Origin of the sequence: Phytoactinopolyspora mesophila, from assembly GCF_010122465.1 — a bacterium.
Lineage (GTDB): Bacteria > Actinomycetota > Actinomycetes > Jiangellales > Jiangellaceae > Phytoactinopolyspora > Phytoactinopolyspora mesophila.
In genome coordinates this window covers 1203663-1222763 of the sequence record NZ_WLZY01000001.1, presented here as the reverse complement: position 1 = coordinate 1222763, position 19101 = coordinate 1203663, and the positions used below count along the sequence as shown (strand labels likewise).

Here is a 19101-nt window from a genome sequence, read left to right as displayed (position 1 = left end):
GTGATGGGGCTCGGTCTTGCGTCCAGGGAACCCGTGGATGAGGACTGGGTGTCTCCAGCGCGCCGCGACACCAGAAGCCCGCTGCGTTTCCTGTTCTGGCTTGCCCGATCACAGGCACGCCGCGTAGCGGCGGGTGCTGTCCTGGGCAGTTGCTGGATGGTCAGCCTGGCCGTGCCTCCGTGGGTGCTGGCGCGTGCGGTGGACGATGGTCTGGTCGCTGGAGACATGGCAGCCCTGGTCTTGTGGTCTGTCGTCCTTGTGGGCATAGGCATGATCATTGCCGTCTTGGCGATCTCGCGCCACCGCATGATGACACGAGCGCGTATGGACGCCTCGTTTCGTACCGTGCGCGCGGTGGTCCGGCACACCGCCCGGCTGGGCTCTACATTCTCCCGGCGGGTCGGCACCGGCGAAGTAGCGACGATCGGTGTCACCGACGTCCAGGTTGTGGCACAGTCGATGACCGTCACCGGACCGGGTATCGGCGCGGTCGTGGCTTACGCGCTGGTCGCCGTCGTGTTGTTCACGATCTCGCCGTCGCTGGCTGTGGTGGTGCTCGCCGGCGTGCCCTTGGTGGCGGGCGTCATCGCTCCGCTGCTGCGGCGGATCGAACGGGCCGGTGGGGATTACCGCGTACACCAAGGCCAGCTGACCACGCGCCTGGTGGACATCGTGGGCGGGCTGCGGGTGCTCAACGGTCTCGGGGGCAAGGAGTTCGTGTCCGAGCGCTTCGGGCAGCAGTCGCGGGTGCTGGTGCGGCGCGGGTACCGTGTCAGCGGCCCCACCAGCTGGGTGAGTGCGCTGGCGAGCGGCCTGCCTGCGCTGTTTGTCGCTGTGGTGTTGTGGCTGGCGGCGAGGATGGCCGCGCGAGGCGAGATCACCATCGGAGACCTGGTCGCGGTGTATGGCTATGTCGCCGTGCTGTTCGTGCCGGTGTCGGCTCTGATCGAGGGTGGTGGTGACATCGCTCGTGCCCGTGTCGCGGGCAGGCGCATCGTCGACCTCCTCAACGTGCGCCCCCACGATGACGACGGCGATGCGGTCGGCCCCTGGGCCGGTGGTGAACCGCTCGCCGATTCGACGTCGGGCGTGGTGGTCCGTCCCGGGCTGTTCACGGCTCTGGTGAGCGGGCGACCGGACGAGACAGCCGGGGTTGTGGAGCGGTTGGGCGGGTCGGCGCGCGGCGACGCGACGGCGGATGGGGTACACGGTGCCGTGGTCGCAGCCGAGCGGTCATGGAAGCGGCTGGTTGTTGCCGACAACGACGCCGAGTTGTTCGCGGGCACGGTGCGGGAGATCGTCGCGGGCCGGTATGAGCCGGACGACGACCGCATCCGCGAGGCTGTGCGGACTGCCGTCGCTGAAGATGTCGTGGAGGCGTTGCCAGAGGGGCTGGATACCACAGTCGCCTCCGGCGGCACCACCCTGTCAGGTGGTCAGCGGCAGCGGCTGCGGCTGGCTCGCGTGGTCTACGCCCAACCGGAGGTGCTGCTGGCGGTGGAACCCACCTCTGCGGTCGACGCGCATACCGAGGCCGCCGCGGTCGATCGATTGCAGACGGCCCGCAGCGGTCTGACCACGGTGGTCACAACCACCTCGCCGCTGATTCTCAGTCAGGCCGACGAGGTGATCTTCTTGGTCGACGGTCACGTGGCGGGTGCCGGTACCCACGAGGAATTGGTCCGAGAGAGCGCCGCATACCGGGACCTGGTATCGCGTGTGCAGAGCGGACAGGTGAGCTCGTGAGCGCGGCTCTTCCCGTGGCGCGGACGGCCGGAGTCCGGTCCGCGGCATGGGGTGATCTGCGCGCTGACCGCGGTGCGGTGGCCGGTCTGATCATGCTCAACAGCCTGGCCTCCGCAGCGGGACTGGTGGGGCCGTGGCTGCTCGGCCGGATCGTCGACACGGTCCGGGATGGTTCCGGCGACGTGCTCGGCACCGTGGACCGGCTGGCGCTTGGCGTCCTGGTGTTTACCATCGCTCAGACGGTGCTGACCCGGTGGGCGCTCGGCGTTGGTTACCGGTTCGGTGAGCGCACTGCGGCGCGCGTCCGTGAGCGGTTCCTGTCTCGCACATTGGCACTGCCTCCGTCGGTCGCGGAGCACGTTCCGGCGGGCGAAATGATCGCCCGCGGCAGCACTGACGTCTCGGTCGTCGCCATGACATTGCGCCTGGCGGTGCCCGAGGTCGTCGTGGCCATTGTCCAGGCCCTGTTCATCATCGTCGCGGTACTCGTATTGGATCCGCTGCTGGGGCTGTGCGGATTGGCATGCCTGCTCGGTGTGGGCGTCGCGTTGCGCTGGTATCTCCGGCGGGCCCGTCCGGCCTACCTGGCCCAGGCCGCCGCCGGTGCACAACTGGCCGACGTCGTCACCAGCACCGCGAAGGGCGCCCGCACCGTCGAGATGCTCGGGCTGGAGCGCCGGCGGGCGGAGGCCGCGGAGGCCGCCATCGCCGACGTCCGGGCTGCCCGGCTGCGGACGCTGCGGCTACGGACCGTGTTGTTCCCGTCGTTCGACATCTCGGTTGCGCTGCCCCCTGCCGGTGTGCTCCTGGTAGGTGGCGCGCTTCACGCGAACGGGCTGGTCAGCATCGGCGTGGTGGTGACCGCGACGGTGTACCTGCGGCAGCTGGCCGGCCCGTTGGACACGCTGACCTTGTGGGTCGAGCAATTGCAGGGCGCGGCGGTGTCCTACGCGCGGGTCGAAGGTCTTGCCAAGGTTCCGCGCGAAGAGTCCCGGGCCGCAGCGGTGCCTGAGGGCGACCGTATCGAGGTGCGCGGCGTCCACTACTCCTACGACGGTGAGCGGGACGTCTTGCGTGGCGTGGACCTGGTGGTACGGCCGGGGGAGCGGCTGGCCGTCATCGGAACGTCCGGGGCGGGGAAGTCCACCCTGGCGCGGCTGATGGCGGGGCTGGACCGGCCGGATTCCGGATCGGTGACAGTCGGCGGCGCTTCGGTGGCGGACCTGTCGCCGGACCTGCTCCGCGAACACGTGGTGCTCGTGACCCAGGAACATCATGTCTTCGGTGGCACGGTACGGGACAACCTGCGCTTGGTAAGACCGGAGGCGAGCGATGAGGAGCTGCGTGGTGTGCTCGCGGCTGTGGGCGCGTCCTGGATCGATGACGTGCCGCACGGTCTGGATGCCGGGGTTGGTGCTGAGATCAGCCTTGATGGCGCGCGTGCCCAGCAAGTTGCGTTGGCGCGGGTTGTGCTGGCCGGCCCGCATACGGTGATCTTGGACGAGGCGACGGCGCTGCTTGATCCGCGGACAGCGAGGGATGCCGAGCGATCTCTGGCCGCGGTACTGCGCGGCCGCACCGTCATCGCCATCGCGCATCGCCTGCAGACCGCCCACGACGCGGATCGGATCGCCGTGCTGGAGGCAGGCGAACTGGTCGAGCTGGGTACCCACGACGAACTCGTCGGGTCAGGCGGCCACTATGCCAAGCTGTGGCGCGCCTGGCACACCGGACACGACGGCTATGACCCCAGTGCATCTCGCGTCTGAGCCGCGTCGGTCGGGTAGTGAGAATCAGGAGCCGGTGTCGTGGAGGAGCCGGCGTACCTCCTGGACGTCCGGCAGGGGCCACGAGACATCTTCGGTGGCCGGCGCCGGCTCGGTGGCGGCATCGGCGGGGTCGATGAGCCGCCGCAGACCGGCGCGCATGAGTGCGCCATCGATGGAGGCCACGCCGCTGAGCGCCAGTACCGAAATCCCTTGGTCCAGTGCGGCCATCAGCTGTGCGACAGCCTCGACCGGGAGGGGGTCGCCGTCCGTGCGGCCCGATGCCGCGACACGTTCGTAGGCGTCGATCAGCACCTGGACCCGGGCGCGGAGCGAGTGGATGAGGGTTTCGTCTCGAGCGGCGGTTGCGACGAACTCCAGTGTCGCCAGCCCCAGGCCGCGCACCATCTCGGCCGCTTCTTGGTCGGGGGTGACGCCCGGTTCGGGCTTACACGTGTCCGTGGTCTCGACAACCGCGAACGGGTCCCACGCATCACCGCGCAGCACCTGAAGGTTGTCGTCCATCACCGCGAGGAACAGTTCCGCCTTGCCCTCGAAGTTCGAGTAGACCGCACCTTTGGAGAATCCGGCCTCGTTGGCGATCCCCTCGAGGTTCGCACCGTGGTAGCCGTCACGGGCAAATGCCACTCGGGCAGCCAGGATGAGCGCATCACGAGTCTCTTGCTTGCGCTCGGCTCGGCTCGGCCGCGCCCGGGGCGGAGCCGTCGAGTGGTGTCGGTCCATGACTGCATCCTAATTGACGTACCGTCGGCATCGCGATACCTTCAGTATCGAAATACCAACGGTATCTGAAATGGACGCGAGGATCGCTATGGGTGGCGCAGTGCTGGAGGTCGAAGGGGTCACGCGGCGGTTTGGTTCGGTCGTCGCGAACGACGAGGTCGGCCTACGCGTCAGGCCGGGGGAGGTGGTTGGGCTGCTGGGACACAACGGCGCTGGCAAGACCACGCTGGTCTCCCAGGTTGTGGGGCTGCTGCGGCCAAACGGCGGTTCGATCCGGGTGGCAGGTGTGGACGTGATCGCCGATCCCGCGACGGCACGCCGTTGCGTCGCACTACAACCCCAGGCACAAGCACCGCTGGACGGTCTGACGCCCAGAGCGGCGATCGAGATCGCCGGCCGGCTGCGTGGCTTGTCCAAGGGGAAAGCGCGGGCTGCCGCGCACGCCTTGGCCGACGAGCTGGACATCCGCGAGTGGTTCGACCGGCGGGCTACGCCTGATGGCGGCGGACTGTCCGGCGGCGTGCGCCGTCTGACCGCATTCGCGATGGCCGCGGTCGCGCCGGTGCCGCTCGTCATCCTCGATGAGCCGACCAACGACGTCGATGCGGCCCGGCGCCGACGGCTGTGGGAGACCGTCCGCCGGCTCGGCGACGACGGCGCGGGGGTGCTGCTTGTCACCCACAATGTCGTGGAGGCCGAGCGGGTGGTGGACGAACTCGTGGTGCTCGACCGAGGCAGGGTCGTCGTGGCCGGTTCGCCGAGCCGGCTCCGCGGCACAAGCGACGACTACCTGCGCCTCGAGCTGTCGCTGCATCCGGATGGCGACGACCCGTCCGAGTCGTCGATCGACGTGCCGATCCCGATTACTCGCCGGGTCCGGGCCGGCCGGCGGGTTCTGCTGACCCTGAGCGCGGCCGACGCCGAGGCCGCCGTCGCCTGGGCCACCACGCTTCGCACGCACGAACGCATCGAGGGCTACGCACTGGCCCCCGTCACACTCGAGGACGCCTACCTCGCCGCCACTGCCGACGCGGCCGCCATCACGGAGGAAGCTACCGATGCCTGAGCCGACCACCGTCGCACGCCGAGCACGGGTCAGCGCCGGCGTTCCCGCGCGAACCGGCATGTTGACGATCTACGGGGCGCTGTTGCGCTGGACGATGGCGCAGACCGGCGCGGTGCTGCCGCTGGTAGTCGTCGTTCAGGCGCTGCTTGCCGCCGGCATCATCGTCGGCTTCGGGTTCCTCATTCCCGGCATCGACACCCCCACCGCGCAGTTCCTGTCGACGGGGGCGCCAACCGTGCTGGTGATGATCATCGGCCTGGTCATGGTGCCTCAGGGGGTGGCACAAGCGCGTACCAGCGGCACATTCACTTATCTGCGTGCGCTGCCGGTGCCACGTCCGCTTCTGTTGCTGGCCGATCTCACGGTGTGGCTGGTGGTCGCCTTGCCGGGGGTTGTCGTCGCGGTGGTTGTGGCGCAGTTGCGGTACAACTTCAGCTATTCCTTCGACTGGCCCCTGCTGGTGGCCGCGTCCGCGCTGACCGCGGTGATGGCCACTGCTGTCGGCTACGCGATCGCGGTGCTGCTGCCCCCATTGCTGGCACAGCTCACCACCCAGGTGCTGGTCTTCTTCGTGCTGTTGTTCTCACCGATCACCTTCCCGGTGGGCCAGCTGCCCGCGTGGTTCCAGTCGCTGCACGACGTGCTTCCCTTCCGGCCCGCGGGGGATCTGCTCCGCGCCGGCCTGCTGTCGGACAGCTACAGCGCCAGCTGGCAGGATCTCGTCGTGCTGCTGGCCTGGTGCGCGATCGGGCTGGTGATCAGCGTCCGCGCGCTGGTTCGCCGGGGCTGACAACCGGTCGCGCGAGGCTGGACTCGCGATGCAGTGTTCTCGGCCAGAGCTTAGACTCCTTTGGTGCCCGGAGCCTTGACTGCAAGTGCCGCACCGTTTCGCCGCCGCCGCGTCTTACGTGCGGCGGCGCTGGCCGTCTGCGTTGCCTTCTTCGGCGCACCGGCCGCAATCGCGGCCAGTGTCGACGAAGAACCAGTGCACGCCGCCACCGTCGAGGAGATCATCGAGCATTTGCGCGACGACCCCATCCTGGTTCAGCCATCCATGGGTATGGGTGACTCCTTGCTCGCCCATGACGTGCTCAGCGAGGCGGCGGCGGGCGCCGACATCCCGGTCTACGTGGTGCTGGCGCACCTGCCCGACGAGGTGGGACCGACGGAGCAGCCTGCCGAGCAGGTGGCGATCCTCCTCCGTGAAGAGCTGGGCGACGGTATCTTCCACGTGGACTTCCTAGAGTCGCCTTCGGCATATACAGGCATCTGGGGTGCTCCGGACGACTTTGACCTGCGCAATACCTACATGGCGTTGCGAGAGGCCGAAGCCCGCGGACCGGGTGAGTATCCACGAGCATCGGCGCTCTTCGAAGCGGTCCTTGTGGTGCGAGCGGCCGCGACGGCTGGTGCGGAGCCGGCACCGTCAGTGGTTGACGAGTACGCGAGCCAGCCATGGGCGTTCATCCCGGACTTCACCAAGCCAGTCGCCGACGCCAAGGCCGACCGCTGGGTGGCCACCTTGTCCACGGCTTCGGGTGTGTTGGTTGCCGGGCTCATCGTCACGACGGGTATAGCGCGGGCCAAGCCGCTGCGAGCCAAGGCGGGAGCCCAGGCTCGCCGACCTGCCTACGAGGCAGTGCCGGAGGGCATGCCCATGCGGGCGAGGAAACGCCTCGATAAAGCGCGGCGACGTTTCGACGCGCTGTCAGGCACAGAGCTGACCTCGGAGGCGGGTGAGCTGGCGGCCACCGCGATCCAAGCTGCTGAACGTGTCCTGGACACGGGCGACGAGCTCGATTCCGTGGGTGCTTACGTGCTCGCTTTGACGGCAGAGCGTGAGGTGGACCGGGTCAGGGAACCTGAGCGCCAGGTTTTCCGGCCATGTCTCATCAATCCCCTGCATGGCGAGGCGCGCGACACCGTCCGGGTGGACGGGTCGTCGATCGACGCGCCGGTCTGCTCAGCGTGCGGCCGGCGGCAGGGGGCGTTCCTGTCGGTGCGGAAACGTGTTCGTGGGTGGGAACCCTATGTCGATACCTCTACCGTATGGGCGCGGACCGGCTACGGCGCCCTGGTGGGCGATCTCGCCGAACAGGTTCTCGCGGATCGGAGCGCGCGCCGATGAACAAGAAGATCGTCATAGGCCTGTTGCTCACCGTGGTGTGCGCAGCTGCTGGTGGCTCGGCCGCCTGGTCGATCACCTCATCGGGTGTGCCCGACGAGACATACACAACCGAGCGCGCCCGCATGGCCGCAGACGGCCTGGGCGAGTCCCACGTCTACGTCGATCCCGCTTCTGAGGAGGCTTTCACCGCCGAGGAGCTGGCCCGGATTGACGAGGCGGCGGCAGCCGCTGACCCGCAGGTGTTCGTGGTGGTCTGGCCGGAGAGCCGGCAAGCCGGTTACCGGTCCGGACGCGACGTGCTGCGGCAGATCGGTCTGCGACTCGACCGCCCCGGTGTATACCTCCAGGTCAGTCCCGAAAGTGGCGGACTGGACAGTGCGGACGTGGGCATCGACGCCGAACGCTTCTCCGTCTCCGACTCCCCGGACGAGCAATGGTCCAGCAGCCGGGAGACCAGCCGGCTGCTCGAGAAGATCGCGGAGAACGACGGACGGGACTACGAGCTGGGGGAGAGCACCCACAGCAGCGACTGGGAAGGCACCGCAGGCGTGATCGCCGCGGGCCTGCTGATCGGCGTTTTCGGCGGCGGGCTCGTCGGCGCGATGGGTCTGACCGGCTGGTTCATCGTGCGGCGACGGAGGGCGGCAGCGTGACCGAGACGGAGTCCTACCAGCCCGACCCGGAGGAGATCGCGGCCGACCTCGCCGACGACGGCGTGCACGTGGACTCTTCGCTGGCCGATGTCTTCACCGACGAGCAACTCGGCGAGATCACGGCTCTGGTGGCCGGCGCGGATCCCCGGGTCTTCGTCGTCGCGGTACCCCTGGAACATGGTGCGGATGTGTCGGCGAACCAACTCGTCACGCTGGTCAACCGCCAGCTCCAGGAGGACGGAACCTTCTTCGTCTCCCGCGGATCGCTGGATTACGGCTGGTCCGTGACCACCACGAGCTACGGCGGGCGTCCTGGCCCAGATGACTTTCTCGCCACGAGTGTGGCCCAAGACCGTTACCCCAGTGACCTCGGGCTGCAAATGCGGGAGGCGGTCGAGATCTTCACCGGCGGTGACGCCGAGACCATCTACGACGAGCACTTCCCGGAGCGGGCCGAAACGGGCAGCGTGCAGAGCACGGACGGTGAGCCCGCTCAGATCCTGGGTATGGACCCGGCCGTGGCCATCGGTGTGGCGACGGGGATCGCCGCGATGGTCGTCCTCGCCGTCCTGAGCCGCCGCCGAGCCCGTCGCAAGGGCGTCCGGCTGAAGCGGCGGGCATTGCAGCGGATCTCGTCAGCCCAGACCCAGGAGTGGCGGCGGCGGGCCGAGGCCGAGTGCACGGCGCTGGGTGAGCGCATCCGCGAGCTGGAGATCGAGGAGAGCTCCGACAACGACGCATGGGGCGCCGCGCTCAACCACTACCAGGCGGCCACAGCCGTCCTGGACCGGTCCGACGACGCCGCCGACTCGATCGGCGCCATGGTGCTTGCCCGCCGCGGCGACGAAGCCCTCGACCACGCCGTGGCCGGCAATCCATGGAAACCGACGGTGGTCTGCTTCTTCAACCCATTGCACGGCCCGGCCGACGCGCGTGCGCCCTGGACCACGACGGCCGGCACCCGCGAGGTGCCGTGTTGCCGCTCCTGCCGCCGCCACATCGGCCGGCGCCGCGAACCCGAGATCCTCGATCTGCCCACCGAGGACACAGTGGTGCACTACATGGACTCCGGCGCCGAGCCGTGGGCCTCCACCGGCTTCGGGGCGCTGACCCCGGACCTGCTGGACCAGCTCCGGCAGCACTGAAACATGGTGTACAGCCGATGAAGTCGGCCCCGGTATCCGACTGAGGGGTTCGTGGCCTCACGTAACCACCGTAAGAGGTGGTTACGTGAGGCCACGAAGCTCTGTGTCCTCACCGGTCAACCGTTGCCGGAGACCGGTGGCGCGCAGCGCCTGGCGCCCGAGTGCCACGCGCACGGCGTCTTCGCTACCGACAATCCGGACACGATCTTCGGCGCGGGTGATCGCTGTGTAGAAGAGTTCACGGGTGAGCAGCCGGGACTCTTCGCCGGGCATTAGCACGGTGACCTCGGTGGCCTGGCTGCCCTGGGCTTTGTGGATGGTCATGGCGTGCAGCGTCTGGACGTTGCCGAGCCGGGCAGGGGAGAAGTCGAGCCGGCCGCGGGAGCTGTTGATGTGGACCCGCAGTGTTCCGTCGGATCGCCGTACGGTGACGCCGACGTCGCCGTTGTAGATGCCCAGGCCGTAGTCGTTTGCGGTCACCAGCACCGGGCGGCCGACGTACCAGGTGTCCCAGAGTGGATCGTCGGTCTCCTCGGTGATCCACCGCTCCACGGTCCGGTTCCAGCGTTCGACGCCCCACGGTCCGTCGCGGTGCGCGCAGAGCAGCCGGTGGTTCTCGAGGGCCGCGAGCGCGTGGTCGGCGTCGCCGGCTTCGGCCGCTTCCCGGATCGCTAGCACACCGGGCAGCAACGCCGCCCGCAATGTCTCCCGCGGGTCGTCTTCCTCGACGAAGTGCACCCGCTCGCCGCCGTCCCGGAGGAGTGTGAGGACGTCAGCCGGCCGGTTCTCGCGCACCGCGGAGGCCAGGACGCCGATTTCGCTGCCGAACCGGTGGGAGGTGCGCAACTCGGCCGCGTTCACGTGCCCGCCGGCGACGAGCCCGTCGACGAGGTCGGCGAGTACGGCTCCGGCCTCGACGGAGGCCAGCTGGTAGGGGTCGCCGACCAGGATCAGCCGGGTTTGCGGCCGCACCGCTTCCAGCAGCCGGGCCATCATGGTCAGCGAGACCATCGAGGTTTCGTCGACGACGACGACGTCGTGCGGCAACCGGTTGTCGCGGTTGTGGCGGAACCGTGTCGACGAGTCGGGCCGGCGGCCGAGCAGCATGTGCAGCGTCCGGGCGTTGAAGCCGCCCAGTCTGCTCGTGTCCTGCGGGGAGAACCGATCGGACATCATCTCGTGCCGGACCGCTTGCTCCAGCCGGGCAGCGGCCTTTCCGGTCGGAGCGGCCAGGGCGACCCGGAGCCGCCGGTCACCGGCCTTCTCCGCCTGCTCGGCGAGCAGAGCCAGCAGCCCCGCGACGGTCGTGGTTTTGCCGGTGCCCGGCCCGCCGCTCAAGACCGTTGTCCATTGCCGCACGGCGGTGTCCGCGGCAGCCCGTTGCTCGTCGTACGACGCGTCCGGAAAGAGCCTGTGCAGAGCGGCGTGTAGGGCGGCCTCGTCGGCGATCACGGGGGGCGGCTGGCCGGCTCGGGCGCGCAGGTCTCGCTCGACCTGCTTCTCCTCTTGCCAGTACCGATCCAGATACAGCCGGGTGTCTTCGAGGCGGAGTGGATGCGGAGGCCCGAGCAGCGGGCTGGCGTTGAGCGCCGCGAGCCAGCCGTCCTGGTCAGGCCAGGGCAGGCCAGCGCCGTCGTCGCCGGCCTCGTCGCGCACCGCGGTGAGGTCGAGACAGACCGAGCCGGACCGCGCCGCCCGCACCACCAGGGCGCACGCCAGGGCCACGGACTCGTCGGTCTCGCCCAGCATGGCTGTGAGCCGAGACGCGACGTGCACATCGGCGGCGTGCAGCACTCCCGCGTCATTGAAGGCGCGCAGACTGCCGGAAGCGGCGAGCGCCAGCGAGCTGTCATACTCCTCCATCATCGTCGTCATGCGCCGCTCCCGTCGAGCAGGTGGGACAGCGCCAGGACGAGTGCCGGCGGCAGCGGCCAGCTGAAGACCCCGGCAGGGTGAGCGTCGGTGAGGGGAGTCTCCGGACCGCACATGCCCCGCAGGTACAGGTAGATCACGCCGCCGAGGTGTTGCTCCGGGTCGTAGTCCGGCAACCGCCAGCGCAGGTATCGGTGCAGCACCACCGAATACAGCATGGCCTGCAGCGGATAGTCCGAGTGCAGCATGGCCGACGCCAGCTGAGGATGGTCGTAGTTCGCGGACGTGTCGGGCTGCTCGGGGTCGCCGAGCCGGTTGGTCTTGTAGTCGACGACGACGAAACGGTCCGTGTCACCGTGCGGGACACGGAGCACCACGTCGATCGAGCCGGAGAGATACCCGCGCATCGTCTCCCGTCCCAGCAGCGGTTGCTCGAGCCGGTCGGCATAGGGGAGCAGCGGGTCGTCCGCGGCCAGATGGGCGCGCATCACCGGGGCGACATCGCCCAGGCGTAGGTCGGCCTTGATGGCGTCGTCGCCGCCGGCCAGGGGGATCTCGAAGTCGAGTTCGCAGAGCCGGTCGCGCAGCCCCACATCACCGAGGGTCAGTCCGGGCACCAGCGGCCCGAGCGGGGTGCCGTGCAGCGGAAGCAACGCCTCCGCCAGCGCGGCTGGAGCCACCTCGACCGGCCAGAACGGCAGGTGTTCACCGACCCGGTCGGCAAGCTCGGCGTGCATGTCTTCAGCGTGCGGATCGGCCACCTCCAGCACGGCATGGACCAGCGACCCGAACGTCGCACCGGCCGGCATTCCGTCCATCGGTGATGGCAACGCCTCCGCCGCGGCGGTTGCCGGTGCTGGCAGCGGATCGACGGCCTCGTCCTCCAGCGCACTCTCCTCCGGCTCGCTGGCCACCCCACCAGACTGGTGGTCGGCGGCGCGGACCAGCGCGGAGTACGACGTCCGACGCCAGGCCAGGTCGACGTCGCGGGTGAACGACGCGACCGCCAGTCCGCCGGGCAGCTCCTCGCGAGCGGGTTCGATGTGGTCTGCCACCACCGACTCCTCGACGACCGGGCCACCGGCCTGCTGCCAACGCCGCAGCCAAGCCAGCACGTCGTTGTCGCTGGGCGCTTTGTCCAGGTTGTTCGGCACCACCGGGTCGCCCTGCTTGCGGCCGCGCAGCAGGCGGGAGATCCCCCCGTTGACCTCGTCCCACGATGGTGCCCACCAGGCCACCACCTGGGACTGGGCGCGGGTCAGCGCGACATAGGTGAGCCGGATGTCGTCACCAGCAACCTCCGCTCGCCAGCGAGTCTTGTTCGCGCTGTAGCCTGCACCCTGTTTTCCGCCGATGTCGAGGCTGCGCACCCCGTTCTCGTGGAAGAGCAGTAGTTCGTCGTCGTAGATGTGCCGGTTGAAGCCGAACGGCAGATAGACCAGCGGATACTGCATACCCTTGCTCACCCACACGGTCATGATCTGCACCGCTGCCGCGTCGCTGTCGAGGCGGCGGGTCCGCTCGGCTGAGCGTCCCTGACCGGCGCACTCCTCGCGAAGCCAGGCGAGCAACGCCGGGAGGCCGAACCGCTCCCGGTGGGCGGTCTCGTGCAACAACTGGGCGAGGTGCGCCAGATCGGTCATGTCGCGCTCGCCGCCGCGCCAGGCCAGCACCCGCTGCGCCAGACCACTGAGTTGCGCGGCTTCGAACACCGCTGCCACGCCTCGGGCGCGCAAGTGATCCGCCCACGCGCGCAGGGTCTGCCCGATCCGGTCGGTCAGTTCGTCGCCGCCGGCATGGAGGCTGGCTGCGGTCTCTCCGAAGAACATCGTGGTCGCCGCGGCCCGCACCAGGCCGGAGCGATGTGGTTGGTCGAACGCTTCAAGCAGGCACAACCAGTCCTGCGCGGCCCGCGACGAGAAGATGTCGAGGTCACCGGAGTAGACGGCGGGAATCCCGGCCGCGGTCAATGCCTCCCGGCAGGCTCGTGCGTCTTTGTGTGCCTCGACGATCACCGCCACGTCACCCGCGCGGACCTGCCGCCCGCCATAGGCCGCTCCGGAGGAGAGCAGCCGGCCGACGTCGGCGGCGAGGTCGCGGGAGATGTGCTCGCGTAGCGTGTCGATGCCGATCGTCCTGCCGGCGGCCGTGCCGAGTTGGTCGCGCCGCACGACCCGGAGCCGGAACGGCGCGTCCGACGGGGCACCGGCCAGGCGGCTGCCCTGATGACGTGCGGCCACCTCGCGAACGACGATGTCCTCGTGGCCGAGCTGGGCGCCGCCCAGCACCACCTGCAGGCTGTCGACGAGCGGCTGGTCGCTTCGCCAGTTCGTGTCCAAGGTGCGCCGTTCGCCCGCGGTGACCGCCGCCGTCAGGTACGTCGCGATATCGCCGCCGCGGAACGCGTAGATGGCCTGCTTCGGATCACCGATGAGGACCAGTGTGCTGTGGCCGTTGAACGCTGCGTCGATGACCTTCCACTGCACCGGGTCGGTGTCCTGGAACTCGTCGACCATCACCACCGCCCAGCGTCGCCGCATCCGGTGCCTGGCAGGGGCGCCGGGGTCTTCGAGCGCGGCGGCGAGCCGGGTGAGTAGATCGTCGTACCCGAGAATGCCGAGCCGTCGCTTCCGGCGATCTAGTTCGTCCAGCACGGCTTTGGCGAACTCGACGCGGACACCCTCGGGCGAGCCTTCGGCGTATACCTCGGGGACCAGCCGGGTGTGCGGGTTGCCGACCACCTTCGTGGCGATCGCCAGCGCGTCGGCACGAGTGAGCTTCGGCTGCTCCGCGGAGTTGCCGAAGCGCCGAAGGTAGAGGTCGTCGACCACCTCGGTCACGAGGTCCCCGAGATCGTCGACGAGCGTGACCCCGGCGTCAGTGTCGCCGGCGACACCCAGGGAGCGGAGCACCAGCTGGCAGAACTGGTGGGTTGTCACGATGGTGGCCGCGTCGAAGTTGGCCAGCGCGTCGCGTAGCCGACCATGCCGCTCGGAGACCTCATCAGCATCACCGCGAGCAAGGTAGCTCAGCAAGTCACTGTCCTGCGGTTGGCCAGGGACAGCCAGCGCCTGCTCGGCTTCGACGAGCTGAGAGCGCACTCGATCTCGAAGCTCCTGGCTGGCCGCTCGGCCGAAGGTGATCAGCAGCATCTCGTCGAGCCGGGCCTCGCCTTCGGCGACGTAGCGGGTCACCAGCCCGGCCAGGGCGTAGGTCTTGCCAGTCCCGGCGCTGGCTTCGAGCACGGTGGTGCCGGTGGGCAGCGGCCCGAACAGGTCGAATGGCTCCATCACGGCGCCTGCCGCTCGTGGTGAAGCATCGGTCCCCAGACTCGGGCGGCGTAGGCGCCGAGCCGGGTGGTCTCGCCGGGCTGCATTTCGTCGGCACTGGCCGGTTTCAGTAGTGCGTCGAGTGAAGCGTTGGAGCCCCAGACCCGGACATGGGCGGGATCGGCGTTCTCGCCGTCGTAGTTGCGTGGCTGCCACCGGTTCATTGCGGCCCGGAGCTGGTCGGTGTTCGTCCGCCTGGCTTCGTACCACGCGAACGAGGTCTTGAGCGGCAGCGGCAACGGCTCGCGGCGGCCGGCGTCGTACACCGCCACCAGGTCGGCGAGCAGATCACGTGCATCTGGCCCTACCGGCCCGAACAGCCTGGTGGCCGGCTCGGTACCCTGCGGGCGGCGGCCGATGACCAGACCCGTCCAGTTGTGGTCGTCGTCATTGGCGCTCAACGCGAGTAGTTGCACCCAGGTGGCGAGCAGGTGCTTGGCGCCGAGACGGGAGTAGCTCACCGATATGAGCCGGCGTGCGTAGACACTCGGGACGGTTCCGGTGAGACGGCGGCCGGCGCCGAGGTCGACGTCCACATCGAAAGCCTCAGGCTGGGCCTGCCGGTGGGTCAGCGCAACGATGGCGAGCTTCTTCGCCTCGTCACGGATCTCCATGCCGGTGCGCCAGCCGAGCCGGCCGGGAGGCAGCGCGCCCCGCCGCCACTCTGCCTGCAGAGCCTGGTCAGGCGGGGTGCCGCCGAGCATGTCGAGGAGCATCCGGTCGCCCACGGACCACTTCTCGAGGTTGTCGATCTCGACCGGCATCGCGTCGGAGACACCCTCGACCTCCCACGGCAGGGTGACGTCGAGCGCCCGGAAGAATCCCTTGACCGGATCCCGGAAGAACGACAGCAACTCTGCCAAGGTGACGTCGTCGTCGCCGGAGGGCGGCAGCGGCTCCGGCAGGAACTCGGGGCGAGCCGGGCGCGTACCCGCCGCAGACCGGGCGGCGACCAGTGTGGTCGGGTCGAACGTGAAAGGTCCGGGGGTGCCGAGGCGGCCGGGCTCGAGATTCTTGCGGTCGAAAGGTTGCAACGGGTGCTTGACGAGAACAGCCTCGCGGACGTCGGCCTCGGTGGCGTGGTCGAGTGCGTCCAGCAGCTCGCCCACCGGTACAGCGGGCGGCCGCTGCTGGCCTGTGTACTCGTTGGCCCCGGTGTAGGTGATCACCAATGACTCGGTGGCGGCGAGGATGGCGTCGAGCATGAGCTGGCGGTCTTCGGCCCGCACATCCCGCTCGCCGGTGATCGGGCACCTGGCCAGGACGTCGTCGCCGTCGTCCAGGCCGAACCGGGGGAACACTCCGTCGTCGAGCCCGAGCAGGCACACCACCCGGTGCGGCACCGAACGCATCGGCACCATCGTGCAGACCGTCAATGTGCCGGTGCGGAAGTTGGCGCGGGTCGGCCGGCCGGCGAGGCGAGTAGAAAGCAGTGCCCGGACATCTGGCAACCGCAGCGGGGTGGCGGCCAGCGTGCCGGCGGCGGCGCCGACACCGGTGAACTCACGACGGACCTCGCCGGTCTGCCATGCCTCGTCCCTACCGACCCGGGTCAGCCGCTCGATCCCGTCGCGAAGCGCATCGAGCCACTCGGAGAGCGGGCGCGTGCCGTCGAGACTCTCGGCCACAGCCCGAAGTCGGTCGAGGTACTCCGCGAACCGGCCGGCCAGCTCGATGCGGGCGCTACCAACATCGTCAAGTGGCAGAGCGGTGCCGATCCACGCCCGGGCGTCGGCGGACATCGCCACCCCCGTGAGTACCCGGTCGAGGCCGAAGCGCCACGTGTTCTGCAGGTAGTCGGTGAGGCCGAACGTGTCCCGGTGGTCCTGATCGAATGCCCACCGGGCGCCCGAATCGCGAACCCAGGCAGTGATGGTTGTGAGGTCGTCGTCGGTGAAGGCGAACCGGCGCCGGACCGGCTTGGCCTGGGCGAGATCAAGCACCTGACTCGCCGTGGCCCGGCCACCGGCCAGGTCGAGCAATTGCGCCGCGACGCCGAGCAACGGGTTGGTCTGGGTGAGCGCCCGGTCGGCCAGCCGCACGCGGAGCCGGTGGGCGGGGTGGCCGTCCTCGCCGAGGTCGGCCAGACCGAAACCGGCGGTGATCAACGGCGCATAGGTCTCGATGTCGGGACACATCACGATGATGTCGCGTGGCTCCAGCGTCGGGTCGGCCGCGAGCATCCCCAACAGGACCTCACGCAGAACGTCGACCTGCCGGGCCGGGCCGTGACAGGCGTGTACCTGCACGCTGCGGTCGCCGTTGGCGAGGCGCCGCCCACCAGGGGAAATGGTGTTGCCGCGGATGTCGTTCTGCAGCCAGCCCAGCAGTGTGCCGGGTGCTGCGGGCATTGGAATGTGCGTGTCGGAGGCCTGGACGGCGGCGAGTGTCAACTGCAGCTCGCGGCTGTCCCGGCCGAGCGTGGCCAGCAGTGGATGGCTGGCTTGTTGGTAGCTCGTATCAGCGACTCGGTCGGCCGGCGCACAGCGGGCCTCGGCCAGGCGATCCCACAGCGCGCCGCTGGGGTGCGGCAGCCACAGGTGCACGTCGCGATGCTCGGCGAGTGCGGCGAGGAGTTCGACTTCCGTGACCGGCAGCCGGGTGTGCCCGAACAACGAGAGTCGGTCCGGCAGGTCGAACGCTTCGGGCTGGTCACGCAGTTGCGTGAGAGTGGCGGCGTGGCGAACATGGGGTGGGGGTGCGCCGAGCCGCTCGACCATCCGCCGCCAGAGTTCGGGCTGCCAGGCCAGATCGTCGTCGACCGCGCCGCCGCGACCATCGGTGTCACGACCGTCGAACCAGTCGGCCAGCAGGTGCGGGCGCTGCACCGAATAGGCGGCGAAGAGCCTGGCCAGCCGCGCCGCCACGGCGTATCGGCGACCCCGCCTCAGTTCGGCCTCGACACCGGCGTCGAAATGCCCGAGGTGCCGGGCGACCGGCTCGCACCACGGCTCGTCGAGGGAGTCGTCCAACGCCGCCAGCAGCGGCCAGGTCATCGCCTCCGCGGCCCAGGGGTCGTCCTCGGTAAGGCCCAGCAGTACGGCGACCAGTGACCGCGGGGACGTGAACCGGATCCCGGCGCACACCCCGTCCCCGTGCCCCGGAGCGGCCCCCAACCGGTGCGCGAGCCGTTGAGAAAGCCAGCGTTCGACACCCTTCGCGGGCACCACCACCAGCTCGCCGGCGAACGGGTCAGCGAGGCGCGTGGCGAGTAGGTCACCCAGCCCGTCAGCCAGCACATCAGTGCGCTCGGCGCGGTGGATGTGCAAGGTCACCAGCCCAGGATGCCACGTCGGTCGGGCACATCGAGACGGCGCTTCATTGATTGGTCACTAGGGTTCGTGGCCTGGCGTAACGCTTGCTGCCGCTGTACGGTGACGCAGGCCGCCCCGGAGCCGCGCACCGACTTCAATACCGCCAGGCCGCCCAGAACGCCAGAAGATGCCGCTAAACCCACCTGGCGGTATTGAAGTCGGTGCCAGAGGTCCCGGTGGGGTCAGGCCGTCGTGGCTGCCACCTGGCCGGCGCTTGCCGTGGTTGTGGAGAAGGTGGCGAGGTAGGCCTCGGCATCCAGGGCGGCGGCGGCGCCGGAGCCGGCGGCGGTGATCGCCTGGCGGTAGTGCGGGTCGACCACGTCTCCAGCGGCGAATACGCCCTCGACCGACGTCCGTGACGAGCGACCTTGCACCGCGATGGTGCCGTCGGATGTGAGGTCGAGCTTGCCGTGGACCAGGTGGGTCCGCGGGTCGTGACCGATGGCCACGAACAGGCCGTCGAGCTTTAGGTCGCGGCGCTCGCCTGTGGCGGTGTCGCGCAGCGCCACCCCAGTGACCATGTCGTCGCCGTGAATGGCGGTGATCTCGCAGTTCCAGATGAAGGTGATCTTCGGATCGTCGAAGGCCCGCTGTTGCATGATGTGCGACGCGCGCAGGGTATCCCGGCGATGCACGACATAGACCCGATTGGCGAACCGGGTGAGGAAGGTCGCCTCCTCCATCGCCGAGTCGCCACCACCGATGACCGCGATCGTCTTGCCGCGGAAGAAGAAGCCGTCACAGGTGGCGCACCAGGACACGCCGTGCCCGGACAGGCGTTCCTCCTCGGGAAGGCCGAGCTTGCGGTAGGCCGAACCGGTCGCGACGATCACCGTCGCGCACTCGTGGACGACTCCGTTACCGAGCCGCACGCGTTTGACGCGTGACTCGAGGTCGAGTTCGACGACGTCTTCGACGTCGACCTCAGTGCCGAAGCGCTCGGCCTGTGCCTGGAACCGCATCATCAGGTCAGGCCCGAGGATGCCTTCCGGGAAGCCCGGAAAGTTCTCGACCTCGGTCGTGTTCATCAACTCGCCGCCGACCTCTACCGAGCTCGCGACGAGCAGTGGCTGAAGGCCGGCTCGGGATGCGTAGATCGCGGCGGTGAACGCGGCCGGTCCCGAACCGACGATGACCATGTTGCGCAACGGTTGCTCCTCGTTCTCGCGACGACGGCTTCGCAGCCGGATGCCGATGCTGGACATTTCCCTTGACTATCACCCGGCACTCACGCCCGGGACCTGCCTTTCCACCGGACGGGAACCTCATCCGGACGGGATCGGAGCGGGCCTGGGCAATCCGGCCTTCCGGCGGGTGAAAGTCCTCTCGGTCACGTGC

Annotated in this window: 12 protein-coding genes; 7 read left to right on the top strand and 5 right to left on the bottom strand. The window is 69.2% G+C overall.

The window, feature by feature from the left end; all coding sequences use genetic code 11:
* Positions 1-3 precede the first annotated feature (3 nt).
* Positions 4-1746 (top strand): ABC transporter ATP-binding protein, encoded by a 1743-nt coding sequence (locus F7O44_RS05505; protein ID WP_162449092.1) that lies wholly within the window; start codon positions 4-6, stop codon positions 1744-1746.
* Complete coding sequence (locus F7O44_RS05500; RefSeq protein WP_162449091.1) at positions 1743-3515, top strand: ABC transporter transmembrane domain-containing protein; 1773 nt, start codon at positions 1743-1745, stop codon at positions 3513-3515. The genes F7O44_RS05505 and F7O44_RS05500 overlap by 4 nt, the downstream gene beginning before the upstream one ends.
* 24 nt (positions 3516-3539) lie before the next feature.
* On the opposite strand, the gene F7O44_RS05495 is transcribed toward F7O44_RS05500, so the two are convergent.
* Positions 3540-4256 (bottom strand): TetR/AcrR family transcriptional regulator, encoded by a 717-nt coding sequence (locus F7O44_RS05495; RefSeq protein ID WP_162449090.1) that lies wholly within the window; start codon positions 4254-4256, stop codon positions 3540-3542.
* Between the two features lie 88 nt (positions 4257-4344).
* Between F7O44_RS05495 and F7O44_RS05490 the strand changes: the two genes are divergently transcribed.
* The 5 genes from F7O44_RS05490 (at position 4345) to F7O44_RS05470 (ending at position 9248) form a co-directional block, all read left to right on the top strand.
* The gene (locus tag F7O44_RS05490) at positions 4345-5322 is read left to right on the top strand and encodes an ATP-binding cassette domain-containing protein (protein ID WP_162449375.1); all 978 of its coding nucleotides are present in this window, start codon (positions 4345-4347) and stop codon (positions 5320-5322) included.
* Positions 5315-6112 carry an ABC transporter permease gene (locus tag F7O44_RS05485; RefSeq protein ID WP_162449089.1) on the top strand — a complete coding sequence of 266 codons (798 nt, stop codon included), beginning with the start codon at positions 5315-5317 and terminating at the stop codon, positions 6110-6112. The genes F7O44_RS05490 and F7O44_RS05485 overlap by 8 nt, the downstream gene beginning before the upstream one ends.
* A 63-nt stretch (positions 6113-6175) precedes the next feature.
* Entirely contained in the window at positions 6176-7450 is a 1275-nt protein-coding gene (locus F7O44_RS05480; RefSeq protein WP_162449088.1) for a hypothetical protein, read from the top strand.
* Complete coding sequence (locus tag F7O44_RS05475; protein WP_162449087.1) at positions 7447-8103, top strand: hypothetical protein; 657 nt, start codon at positions 7447-7449, stop codon at positions 8101-8103. Before F7O44_RS05480 ends, F7O44_RS05475 begins: the two co-directional genes overlap by 4 nt.
* Positions 8100-9248, top strand: coding sequence for a hypothetical protein (locus F7O44_RS05470; protein ID WP_162449086.1), 1149 nt, complete (start codon positions 8100-8102; stop codon positions 9246-9248). The genes F7O44_RS05475 and F7O44_RS05470 overlap by 4 nt, the downstream gene beginning before the upstream one ends.
* A gap of 81 nt (positions 9249-9329) precedes the next feature.
* Here F7O44_RS05470 and recD read toward each other — a convergent pair whose 3' ends face one another.
* From recD to trxB, 4 genes are all read right to left on the bottom strand, one after another.
* A complete protein-coding gene (recD, locus tag F7O44_RS05465; protein ID WP_162449085.1) occupies positions 9330-11123 on the bottom strand; it encodes an exodeoxyribonuclease V subunit alpha in 1794 nt (597 codons plus the stop codon).
* Positions 11120-14410 carry a UvrD-helicase domain-containing protein gene (locus F7O44_RS05460; protein ID WP_162449084.1) on the bottom strand — a complete coding sequence of 1097 codons (3291 nt, stop codon included), beginning with the start codon at positions 14408-14410 and terminating at the stop codon, positions 11120-11122. Before F7O44_RS05460 ends, recD begins: the two co-directional genes overlap by 4 nt.
* Positions 14410-17724: an exodeoxyribonuclease V subunit gamma gene (gene recC, locus F7O44_RS05455; protein ID WP_162449083.1), complete on the bottom strand. Its 3315-nt coding sequence runs from the start codon at positions 17722-17724 to the stop codon at positions 14410-14412. Before recC ends, F7O44_RS05460 begins: the two co-directional genes overlap by 1 nt.
* A 221-nt stretch (positions 17725-17945) precedes the next feature.
* Positions 17946-18911, bottom strand: a complete 966-nt coding sequence (gene trxB / locus F7O44_RS05450) for a thioredoxin-disulfide reductase (RefSeq protein ID WP_162449374.1) — start codon at positions 18909-18911, stop codon at positions 17946-17948.
* Positions 18912-19101: the final 190 nt, after the last annotated feature.